The sequence below is a fragment of the Klebsiella sp. MS 92-3 genome (assembly GCF_000195655.1).
Classification (GTDB): Bacteria; Pseudomonadota; Gammaproteobacteria; order Enterobacterales; family Enterobacteriaceae; genus Klebsiella; species Klebsiella pneumoniae.
The window spans coordinates 1-10,580 of the sequence record NZ_GL882785.1 but is presented as its reverse complement, the minus strand read 5'-3'; the positions used below and the strand labels follow the sequence as shown (position 1 = coordinate 10,580).

The following is a 10,580-nucleotide window of genomic DNA, read 5'->3' as shown; positions in this document are numbered from 1 at the left end:
CGGGGGGGGTTTTTTTTATATCTACCCCATCCCCATTTCACTACACTATCTGTACTCTTTTTGTTCATCCCCTGGAGCCGTAGAATGTGGTTGCTGGATCAGTGGGCGGAACGTCATATCCTCGATGCCCAAACCAAAGGTGAGTTCGATAATTTACCCGGCAGCGGAGAACCGCTGACTCTCGATGACGATTCACATGTGCCGGCGGAGTTGCGGGCAGGCTATCGCCTTCTGAAAAATGCAGGATGTCTTCCTCCGGAACTGGAGCAACGCAAAGAAGCGTTGGCTCTGGCAGACTTACTGAATGGCGTCCGTCAGGACGATCCGCGTCATGCCGAACTTAGCAAACGCCTTGCCCTGCTCGAGCTGAAGTTACGTCAGGCAGGTCTGAACACCGACTTTTTACGCGGTGAGTACGCCGATGCGTTGCTGCAAAAAATAAATCAGGAGTAAATATGTATCGTATTGGTGAATTGGCAAAACTGGCTGACGTGACGCCTGATACCATCCGCTACTATGAAAAGCAGCAGATGATGGATCATGACATACGCACCGAGGGAGGATTTCGTCTGTACTCGGATAACGATCTTCAACGGCTGCGCTTTATTCGTTATGCCCGACAACTGGGTTTCACCCTGGAAGCGATCCGCGAATTATTGTCGATCCGCATCGATCCGGAGCATCATACCTGTCAGGAGTCGAAAGGGATCGTTCAGGCGCGATTAAGTGAAGTCGAGGCGCGGATTAAAGAGCTACAGACGATGCGCCGCTCTCTGCAGCGGCTCAACGATGCCTGTTGCGGCACTGCCCACAGCAGCGTTTACTGTTCTATCCTTGAGGCCCTTGAACAAGGGGCCAGCAACGGCAATGGCGGACGTTGATTTTTTAAACGCGCGGATCTACACTCGCGCCGAGTTTATACATATACCGGAGTAACTATGAGTCGCTATCAGCATACTAAAGGACAAATTAAAGATAACGCCATTGAGGCACTTCTCCACGATCCGTTATTCAGGCAGCGCGTAGAGAAAAACAAGAAAGGGAAAGGAAGCTATCAACGTAAAGATAAACATGCAGGAAGGATTGATCGGGAGGCCAGTGGCAAGCAAGCGAATCGCTTTTTTACCACTGGCCTTCTGCTTTCTCTGCTGATTAAGAACGGTTGTTTTGTTCTTTCAGCAGATCGCGAATTTCGCTCAGCAGAACTTCTTCTTTAGAGGGGGCTGGCGGTGCCGCCGGAGCCTCTTCTTTCTTACGATTTAACTTATTCATCAATTTAATCGCCATGAAGATGGCAAACGCGACGATGATGAAATCGAAAACGTTCTGAATGAATACCCCATAATGCATCACCACAGCCGGGACATCGCCCTGGGCATCACGTAGCGTGACGGCAAACTGTTTAAAATCGATCCCGCCAATCAACAGGCCGAGTGGCGGCATAATAATATCCGCGACCAGTGATGAAACAATTTTACCGAATGCTGCACCGATGATCACACCCACTGCCAAATCGACAACGTTCCCGCGCATCGCGAATTCGCGAAACTCTTTTAAAAAACTCATTTTATTCTCCTTGTGCCAGCTGACGTTGTAAGTTTAACAAATGTATTTTCATTTGCCATTCCCAGCAGATAGTTACTGCAAAATATTAACCTTTGAATAATAAGGGATAATAAAAAGGCGCCTGTTCGGCGCCCTGGGAATTACAGGAAGAAAGGACTTGGCTGGAACAGCCTTTCGACATCGGAAATAAACTTCTTATCGGTCAAAAACATGATCACATGGTCGCCCTGCTCGATCCGTAGATTATTATTGGCGATCATCACGTCATTGCCCCGCACGACGGCGCCGATGATCGTGCCCGGTGGAAGTTTGATCTCATCGATCGAACGCCCGACTACCCGGGAGGTGCTCTCATCGCCGTGCGCGACTGCCTCAATCGCTTCTGCAACGCCGCGGCGCAAGGAGGAGACGCCGACAATATCGGCTTTACGGACATGACTGAGGAGTGCGGAAATTGTGGCCTGCTGAGGCGAAATCGCAATATCGATGACGCTACCCTGGACCAGATCCACGTAGGCTCTGCGCTGGATTAGCACCATCACTTTTTTCGCGCCCATTCGCTTGGCCAACATAGCCGACATAATATTGGCTTCGTCGTCGTTAGTGACGGCAATAAACAGGTCCACCTGGTCAATATGCTCTTCAGCCAACAGCTCCTGGTCCGATGCATCCCCGTAGAAGACGATAGTATGCTGCAGCTTTTCCGCTAGCTCAGCGGCTCGCTGCTGATTACGTTCGATAAGCTTAACGCTGTAATCTTTTTCCAGCTTATGGGCCAGACCCGCGCCAATATTGCCCCCGCCGACCAGCATAATACGCTTATACGGCTTTTCCAGTCGCTGCAGTTCGCTCATGACCGCGCGAATATGCTGCGAGGCGGCAATAAAGAAGACTTCATCTCCGGCCTCGACAATCGTCGAGCCCTGCGGGCGGATGGGGCGATCGTGGCGGAAAATGGCGGCCACGCGCGTATCGATATGCGGCATATGCTCCCGCATAGTGGATAAGGCATTCCCCACCAGCGGGCCACCATAATAGGCTTTTACTACCGCGAGACTGACTTTTCCTTCTGCGAAGTTCACGACCTGCAGCGCGCCGGGATATTCGATCAGACGGTGGATGTTGTCGATGACCAGTTGTTCCGGAGCGATTAAGTGATCGATGGGTACCGCTTCAGAGTTGAAGAGCTTTTCCGCATCACGAACGTAATCAGGCGCACGAATACGCGCTATGCGGTTTGGCGTATTGAACAATGAGTAAGCGACCTGGCAGGCCACCATGTTGGTTTCGTCCGAACTAGTGACCGCTACCAGCATATCGGCATCATCGGCCCCCGCCTCACGCAGTACGCGAGGGTGAGAGCCATGCCCCTGGACGACACGCAGGTCGAACTTATCCTGCAGGCTGCGCAGACGGTCGCCATTGGTATCAACCAGCGTAATATCATTGTTCTCGCCGACGAGGTTTTCCGCCAGCGTGCCGCCGACCTGGCCGGCGCCCAGAATAATAATCTTCATCTGCAGTGACCCATTAGTTCCGACGTTTGATTAGCTTAGCGTAAAAGAAGCCATCACCTTCTTCCACGCCCGGCAGATTTTGCTGCCCGGGGCTCGCCGGCGTGCCGGTGGCGTGAAGTTCTGCATCCGGGGTTCGCGCGAGGAAAGCGGCAATTTGCTGACTGTTCTCTTCCGGCAGAATAGAACAGGTCGCGTAAACCAGCGTGCCGCCTGGCTTCAGGTGCCCCCAGATGGCATTGAGGATCTCGGCCTGCAGTTGGGCTAACTCGGCGATATCCCGATCCCGGCGCAGCCATTTGATATCCGGATGGCGGCGAATAACGCCGGTTGCGGAGCAGGGGGCATCCAGCAGAATACGATCGAACTGCTCATTGCCACACCACTGCTCAGGGAAGCGGCCATCGCCCTGCTTGACTTCGGCTTTCATGCCCAGCCGTTTCAGGTTGTCATAGACGCGGGACAGACGCTGTTCATCAATATCCACCGCCATAACCTGAGCCTGGGGAGCGACTTCCAGAATATGCGTCGTCTTCCCGCCCGGCGCCGCGCAGAGATCGAGAATGCGTTCGCCATTTTCCGGTTGCAGGTAGCGCATACAGCCCTGAGCCGAGGCATCCTGGACGGTCACCCAGCCTTCGGCAAAGCCTGGTAACGCGTGGACCGGAGCAGGGGTGGCCAGGCGTACGGCGTCCGGATAATCAGGGTGGGTAAAGCCCTCTAAACCGGTCTCGTTAAGCAGGGCAAGCCACTCATCCCGGGAATGATGGTTGCGGTTAACGCGCAGCCACATCGGCGGGCGCTGGTTGTTCGCCTCGACGATCTCCTGCCACTGCTCCGGCCAGGCCTGCTGCAGGCGTTTCAGCAGCCATTTGGGATGAAGATAGCGGTTTTCATGCTCAGCAAATTCGGCTAACAACGCTTCCTGCTGGCGCTGGAACTGGCGTAGCACGCCGTTGATTAGCCCTTTAAGCTGCGGGCGTTTAATGGCCACCGCGCCTTCTACCGTTTCCGCCAGCGCGGCGTGTGGTGGAATGCGGGTGTAGAGTAACTGATAGAGACCAACCATGATCAGAAAGTGCACGGTGCGCTGTTTGCCGGTCATCGGACGCGCCATTAGCTTGCTGATAAGCCACTCCAGCTGGCTTAGAGTACGTAGTACACCAAAGCACAACTCCTGCAGTAGCGCTTTATCTTTATCGCTGACTTTCTGCTGTAGAGGGGGCAGTACGTTGCTTAAAGACTGCCCTTTTTCAACAACTTGCTCGATAGCCTGGGCGGCCAGGCTGCGTAAATTTATATTCTTTTTCATAAGCGCAAAAATAAAAATGCCCGGCGAACCCGGGCTTCAGAAGAGACGACCGTCAGGCGAGACGGGTGCCAGGGATAAACCACTCCCGGCGGGAATTGAGTAAGTCCTGGGCGCTCATCGCTTTTTTACCCGCAGGCTGTAGCGACTCCAGGCTGAGGATCCCATCCCCCGTGGCGACCTGAATACCCTGTTTGGTTGCTGCTACGATAGTACCCGGTTCGGCGTGAGCGGCTTCGGCGATGACCGATGCTCGCCACACTTTTACCGGTTGTCCGTCAATTTCCAGCCAGCTCATTGGCCACGGATTAAACGCGCGGATGCAGCGTTCCAACTGCGCAGCGGAAAGCGACCAATCGATACGAGCCTCTTCTTTACTCAGCTTTTCGGCATGGCACACCAGCGATTCATCTTGTACTTCAGGCCGTGCGGTGCCGTTGGCCAGCTGGGCTAACGTTGCCAGCAGCCCCTGAGGGCCGAGCTCGGCCAGCTTATCGTACAGGCTGCCGCTGGTATCCTCTGCGGTAATGGGGCAGGAAAGCTTATACAGCATATCCCCCGTATCAAGGCCGACGTCCATCTGCATGATGGTTACGCCAGTTTCGCTATCCCCCGCCCACAGTGAACGCTGAATAGGCGCTGCGCCACGCCAGCGCGGTAGCAGCGAGCCGTGAACGTTGATACAGCCCAGACGGGGCATCTCCAGCACCGCTTTAGGCAGAATCAGACCGTACGCCACTACCACCATAATATCGGCGCCGAGAGCGGCGACTAACCGCTGGTTATCCTGCGGACGCAGGGAGGATGGCTGGAACACAGGTAAGTTATGGGCTTCTGCCAGCACTTTTACCGGGCTTGGCATCAATTTTTTGCCGCGACCAGCAGGGCGATCAGGCTGAGTGAATACGCCAACAACCTGATGTTCAGACGACAGCAGCGCATCAAGATGACGCGCTGCAAAATCAGGGGTGCCGGCGAAAATGATACGTAGTGATTGTGACACGGTATTCCTTGTTATCAGGCACGGGAACGTAAACGATCCAGTTTCTCTACCTTCTGACGAATGCGCTGTTGTTTGAGTGGTGACAGATAGTCAATAAACAGTTTGCCGACCAGGTGATCCATTTCATGCTGGATACAGATAGCCAGCAGGCCATCGGCCTCCAGTTCAAACGGCTTACCATCGCGATCCAGTGCGCGGATCTTCACTTTTTCCGCACGCGGCACCAGGGCGCGCTGTTCAGGAATGGACAAGCAGCCTTCTTCAATACCGGTTTCGCCATCTTTCTCCAGCATTTCCGGGTTAATTAATACCAGCTGCTCTTCACGATTTTCCGACACATCAATAACGATAATGCGCTGATGGATATCGACCTGGGTTGCGGCCAGACCGATGCCTTCCTCGGCGTACATGGTGTCGAACATATCATCGACGATACGCTGAATTTCCGCATTCACTTCTTTGACCGGCTCGGCGACTTTGCGAAGGCGCTCGTCCGGAATATGTAACACTTGCAAAACTGCCATAAAGTTCCAGAGTCGTATTCAGGAGTTGATAAGATTATTAGCTCTATTCTAGACAAAACCCCCTGCAATTGACAGTCTCACTGTCCAATCGCAAAGATTGTCAATACCGCTTATGGCAGGGGGTAAGGATGACGCCCGACGAGATTTGGCTGCGGCTGATGAAGGTCAGTAGCTTGTATGGCGACAGGATGGTAGAGATCGCTCAGCGCTTATGCGCAGCCGCCAGCGTTGATCGTGAAGCGCTGCATGCCGTCGGGATGACCGCGGCGCAGGCAAAGTTATTTTTCCGGCTTGACGAGCATGAGCTTGACGAGACGCGGCGCTGGCTGGAACAACCGGATCATCATCTGTTACGGGGTGACGATCCGCGCTATCCATTGCGGTTAAAGTCTATCGCTGATTACCCCGGCGCGTTGCTGGTCAGCGGCGGCCTCGCCCTGCTTCACAGCGCGCAGCTTGCCGTTATTGGCAGTCGCTCGCACTCCTGGTATGGCGCCCGCTGGGGGAAACTGTTCAGCGAAACGCTGGCGCATAAAGGGATTACCATCACCAGTGGGCTGGCGTTAGGCATTGACGGGGTCGCGCACCGCGGCGCGCTGGCGGCGGAGGGTAAAACTATCGCGGTACTGGGCAATGGGCTGAGTCAGGTTTATCCGCGGCGCCATGCAACTCTCGCCCGGCAGATCATCGACAATGGCGGTACGCTGGTATCTGAATTTCCACTCATTACGCCGCCGCTTCCCGCACATTTCCCCAGGCGCAACCGGATTATCAGCGGCTTAAGCCTGGGCGTGCTGGTGATTGAGGCGGCGTTGCGAAGCGGATCGCTGGTCACCGTCCGCTGCGCCCTGGAGCAGGGAAGGGATGTGTTCGCCCTGCCTGGCCCGATAGGCAATCCGGGATCGGAAGGCCCGCACTGGTTAATTAAGCAAGGCGCGGTGCCAGTGACCTCGCCAGAGGATATTGTGGAATACTGGCATAACGAGCTGGCCTGGCTGACTGATACGTCTGATTCGATAAATATTTGCGTCGATCAGCCGTCTGTAGCATTGCCATTTCCGGAGCTCCTGGCTAACGTAGGAGATGAGGTAACACCTGTTGACGTTGTCGCTGAACGTGCCGGCCAATCTGTGCCAGTAACCGTAGCTCAGCTACTTGAACTGGAGTTAGCAGGCTGGATCGCAGCTGTACCCGGCGGCTATGTCCGATTAAGGAGGGCAAGCCATGTTCGACGTACTCATGTATTTGTTTGAAACTTACATCCATAGCGAAGCAGAAATGCGCGTGGATCAGGACAAACTGACGCGGGATCTTACCGATGCGGGTTTTGAGCGGGAAGACATCTATAACGCGTTAATGTGGCTCGAGAAACTGGCTGATTATCAGGAAGGTCTCGTTGAACCCATGCAGCTCGCTTCCGACCCGCTCTCTCTTCGGGTATATACCGAAGAGGAGTGCCAGCGTCTGGATGCCAGTTGCCGGGGGTTTTTACTCTTCCTCGAGCAGATTCAGGTGTTGAACCTCGAAACGCGAGAAATGGTGATAGAGCGCGTACTGGCGCTGGATACGGCGGAATTTGAGCTGGAAGACCTGAAATGGGTCATCCTGATGGTACTGTTCAATATTCCGGGCTGTGAAAACGCCTATCAGCAAATGGAAGAATTACTCTTCGAAGTAAATGAAGGTATGCTGCATTAATCTTTTTGCAGCAACATCGAGTTGTTATGACCAAATCAGCACTGTTTTCGGTGCGTAAAAATGAGCCCTGCCCGCAGTGCGGGGCCGAACTGGTGATCCGTTCCGGGAAACATGGCCCGTTTCTCGGCTGTTCGCATTATCCGGACTGTGACTATATTCGTCCCCTGAAAAGCCAGGCGGACGGGCATATCGTTAAGGTGCTGGAGGGGCAAGAGTGCCCATCGTGCGGTGCGGTTATGGTGTTACGCCAGGGGCGTTTTGGGATGTTCATTGGCTGTAGCCGCTATCCGGAATGTGAACATACCGAGCTGATTGATAAACCCGATGAGACGGCTATCGCTTGCCCGCAGTGCGGACAAGGCCATCTGGTCCAGCGTCGTTCCCGTTTCGGTAAAACCTTTCACTCCTGCGATCGCTATCCTGATTGCCAGTTCGTTATCAATTTTAAACCGGTGGCGGGCGAATGCCCTGAATGCCATTACCCGCTGTTAATAGAAAAGAAGACGGCGCAGGGGCTCAGACGCTTCTGTGCCAGTAAACAATGTGGAAAGCCGATCCCGGCGGAATAAATCAGTGAACAATAACCTGCCCTCAGAAGCCGTCGCCCATGCCGTGGCGGTCCTGAAAAATGAACATGTCATCGCCTATCCCACCGAAGCTGTGTTTGGCGTCGGCTGCGACCCTGACAGCGAAACGGCCGTTATGCGCCTGCTGGAGCTGAAGCAGCGTCCTGTTGAGAAAGGATTGATCCTTATCGCCGCCAGCTTTGAGCAACTGAAGCCCTATATTGATGATTCACGGTTAAGTGACTCACAGCGGGAAGCCATCTTCTCTTGCTGGCCGGGACCGGTGACGTTTGTATTCCCGGCGCGTCCTGAAACGCCGCGCTGGCTGACTGGACGTTTTGATTCACTGGCCGTACGCGTGACTAACCATCCGCTGGTAATCGAATTGTGCGAAGCCTACGGAAAACCACTGGTTTCGACCAGCGCCAATCTCACCGGGCAACCACCGTGCCGTACTACCGCAGAGGTCCATGCTCAGTTTGGCGACAGCTTCCCGGTGGTGGATGGCGCCACGGGCGGCCGGCAAAACCCATCTGAAATCCGTGATGCCCTGACGGGTGAACTGTTCCGCCAGGGGTGAACCATGGAAACCTATGCCGTTTTTGGTAATCCGATCGCGCACAGCAAGTCGCCTGCTATTCATCAGCTGTTTGCCCGCCAGTTAGGAATTACTCATCCTTATGGACGTGTACTGGCGCCGCTGGACGATTTTGTCTCTTCTCTGAATCAGTTCTTTGCAAAAGGAGGAAAGGGGGCCAACGTCACCGTTCCTTTTAAAGAGGAAGCCTTTGCGCGTGCCGACGAACTGACAGAACGCGCAGCGCTGGCGGGAGCAGTAAACACCCTGAAACGCCTGGAAGATGGCCGTTTACTGGGGGACAACACCGACGGTATTGGTCTTCTGAGCGATCTGGAACGCCTGGGATTCATTAAGCCACGCCAACGGATCCTGCTTGTTGGTGCTGGTGGGGCATCTCGCGGGGTTCTTTTACCGCTTCTGTCGCTGGGATGCGCCGTCACGATCGTGAATCGCACCTATTCTCGTGCCCGTGAGTTAGCCACTCTCTTCGCCCATACCGGGAGCGTTAGCGCAAGGGAGATGGATACCTTATCCGGGGAAACATTCGATCTGATCGTCAATGCGACGTCCAGTGGAATAGACGGTGATGTACCAGCTATCCCGGCATCTATTGTCAACGCTGACGTATATTGCTATGACATGTTTTACCAGAAAGGGCCGACACCGTTTCTTCACTGGTGCCAGCAATATGGCGCAGTCCACTGTGCCGATGGGCTGGGAATGCTGGTGGCGCAAGCCGCCCATGCTGTTCTGCTATGGCACGGCGTTCTGCCGGCTATCGCTCCGGTCATTGAAACGCTGCAGCAGGAACTGAATGCATGAATCAGGCGATTCAGTTTCCTGACCGGGAATCATGGGATGCCGAACGGCAGGGCGTGGTTTTTCCCGCGCTGGTGAATGGGATGCAATTAACCTGCGCAATTTCAGGGCAAATCCTGCAGCAGCGTTTCGGCGCAGAGGGGCCAGCGCAGTGGCTGGCCGCCTTCCAGGAACATCGTTGGGATCTAGAGGAAGAGGCAGAAGCATTGATCCGCGATGGTCAGGAAGATGCTCAGGGCTGGATCTGGTTATCCTGATCCAGGTACTCATTTTTCCATTTCACATAGTTATTTGCTGAATATTTGAGTCCTTCCCGTTCCGCCTCTGTCAGGGGGCGGATCTGTTTGACCGGATTGCCAAAGTAAAGGTAGCCGCTTTCCAGCTGTTTGTTCTGCGGAACCAGACTGCCCGCACCAATCATGACGTCATCGCCAACGACGACACCATCTAATAAGATCGAACCCATACCAACCAGTACGCGGTTGCCGATAGTGCAGCCGTGGAGCATCACTTTATGACCAACAGTTACATCCTCACCAATGATCAGCGGATTTCCCTCCGGCTTATAAGAGGACTTATGGGTCACATGGAGAACGCTACCGTCCTGAATATTGCTGCGTTGACCTATCGATACATAGTTGACGTCGCCGCGAATGGCCACCAGAGGCCAGACGCTGACGTCATCGGCAATTCTGACATCGCCGATGACAACGCTGGATGCGTCAATCATGACGCGAAGACCGATTTGTGGGAAAAATGCTTTGTAGGGGCGCAGCTGAGCAGACATATAGACCTCAAAATACGGGAACGTAAGAAGACTTTGGTGGCTTTTATCTCCCTGTGCAACCCCTGAAAACGGTGAAAATTGAGCAAATCGTGCAATTACACGGCGAAAAGGGTGAAAAATCACCATTCAGAAAAAAAGATCGAAAAAAGGCTTGTGCAAAAAAATGGGATCCCTATAATGCGCACCCACTGACACGGCAGATGTGAATCACTTC

General features: G+C 54.1%; 15 protein-coding genes. 9 read left to right on the top strand and 6 right to left on the bottom strand.

Annotated features, from left to right (window positions below; translation table 11 throughout):
* The first annotated feature begins 84 nt into the window (after positions 1-84).
* From HMPREF9538_RS18310 to HMPREF9538_RS29640, 3 genes are read left to right on the top strand one after another with little or no spacing between them, the layout of a single operon-like run.
* Complete coding sequence (locus HMPREF9538_RS18310; protein WP_002919204.1) at positions 85-453, top strand: DUF1992 domain-containing protein; 369 nt, start codon at positions 85-87, stop codon at positions 451-453.
* Positions 454-455: 2 nt separating this feature from the next.
* Positions 456-881, top strand: coding sequence for a Zn(2+)-responsive transcriptional regulator (zntR, locus tag HMPREF9538_RS18315; RefSeq protein ID WP_004185894.1), 426 nt, complete (start codon positions 456-458; stop codon positions 879-881).
* 57 nt (positions 882-938) lie between these two features.
* Entirely contained in the window at positions 939-1,217 is a 279-nt protein-coding gene (locus HMPREF9538_RS29640) for an alternative ribosome-rescue factor A (RefSeq protein ID WP_004145324.1), read from the top strand.
* Here the strand turns inward: HMPREF9538_RS29640 and mscL are convergent.
* From mscL to def, 5 genes are all read right to left on the bottom strand, one after another.
* Complete coding sequence (gene mscL / locus HMPREF9538_RS18320; protein WP_004145325.1) at positions 1,153-1,566, bottom strand: large-conductance mechanosensitive channel protein MscL; 414 nt, start codon at positions 1,564-1,566, stop codon at positions 1,153-1,155. The two genes, HMPREF9538_RS29640 and mscL, sit on opposite strands and share 65 nt — an antisense overlap.
* A gap of 140 nt (positions 1,567-1,706) precedes the next feature.
* Positions 1,707-3,083, bottom strand: coding sequence for a Trk system potassium transporter TrkA (gene trkA, locus HMPREF9538_RS18325; RefSeq protein ID WP_002919153.1), 1,377 nt, complete (start codon positions 3,081-3,083; stop codon positions 1,707-1,709).
* A gap of 13 nt (positions 3,084-3,096) precedes the next feature.
* Positions 3,097-4,392 (bottom strand): 16S rRNA (cytosine(967)-C(5))-methyltransferase RsmB, encoded by a 1,296-nt coding sequence (gene rsmB, locus HMPREF9538_RS18330; protein ID WP_009484605.1) that lies wholly within the window; start codon positions 4,390-4,392, stop codon positions 3,097-3,099.
* A 52-nt stretch (positions 4,393-4,444) separates the two neighbouring features.
* Positions 4,445-5,392, bottom strand: coding sequence for a methionyl-tRNA formyltransferase (gene fmt, locus HMPREF9538_RS18335; protein WP_020316680.1), 948 nt, complete (start codon positions 5,390-5,392; stop codon positions 4,445-4,447).
* 14 nt (positions 5,393-5,406) lie between these two features.
* Complete coding sequence (gene def, locus HMPREF9538_RS18340; protein ID WP_004174081.1) at positions 5,407-5,916, bottom strand: peptide deformylase; 510 nt, start codon at positions 5,914-5,916, stop codon at positions 5,407-5,409.
* A 128-nt stretch (positions 5,917-6,044) separates the two neighbouring features.
* Between def and dprA the strand changes: the two genes are divergently transcribed.
* The 6 genes from dprA to HMPREF9538_RS18370 are packed head-to-tail and all read left to right on the top strand — an operon-like array spanning position 6,045 to position 9,836.
* Complete coding sequence (gene dprA / locus HMPREF9538_RS18345; RefSeq protein ID WP_009484602.1) at positions 6,045-7,169, top strand: DNA-protecting protein DprA; 1,125 nt, start codon at positions 6,045-6,047, stop codon at positions 7,167-7,169.
* The gene (gene smg, locus HMPREF9538_RS18350) at positions 7,141-7,614 is read left to right on the top strand and encodes a DUF494 family protein Smg (RefSeq protein ID WP_002919137.1); all 474 of its coding nucleotides are present in this window, start codon (positions 7,141-7,143) and stop codon (positions 7,612-7,614) included. The genes dprA and smg overlap by 29 nt, the downstream gene beginning before the upstream one ends.
* A 26-nt stretch (positions 7,615-7,640) precedes the next feature.
* On the top strand, positions 7,641-8,183 hold the full coding sequence (locus HMPREF9538_RS18355; protein ID WP_004145330.1) for a type I DNA topoisomerase: 543 nt from the start codon (positions 7,641-7,643) through the stop codon (positions 8,181-8,183).
* Between the two features lie 4 nt (positions 8,184-8,187).
* Complete coding sequence (gene tsaC / locus HMPREF9538_RS18360; RefSeq protein WP_002919132.1) at positions 8,188-8,760, top strand: L-threonylcarbamoyladenylate synthase type 1 TsaC; 573 nt, start codon at positions 8,188-8,190, stop codon at positions 8,758-8,760.
* Between the two features lie 3 nt (positions 8,761-8,763).
* The gene (gene aroE / locus HMPREF9538_RS18365) at positions 8,764-9,582 is read left to right on the top strand and encodes a shikimate dehydrogenase (RefSeq protein ID WP_009484601.1); all 819 of its coding nucleotides are present in this window, start codon (positions 8,764-8,766) and stop codon (positions 9,580-9,582) included.
* Positions 9,579-9,836: a DUF1488 domain-containing protein gene (locus HMPREF9538_RS18370; protein ID WP_002919125.1), complete on the top strand. Its 258-nt coding sequence runs from the start codon at positions 9,579-9,581 to the stop codon at positions 9,834-9,836. The genes aroE and HMPREF9538_RS18370 overlap by 4 nt, the downstream gene beginning before the upstream one ends.
* Here the strand turns inward: HMPREF9538_RS18370 and HMPREF9538_RS0127295 are convergent.
* Entirely contained in the window at positions 9,812-10,366 is a 555-nt protein-coding gene (locus HMPREF9538_RS0127295; RefSeq protein ID WP_002919123.1) for a gamma carbonic anhydrase family protein, read from the bottom strand. The two genes, HMPREF9538_RS18370 and HMPREF9538_RS0127295, sit on opposite strands and share 25 nt — an antisense overlap.
* Between the last annotated feature and the right edge of the window lie 214 nt (positions 10,367-10,580).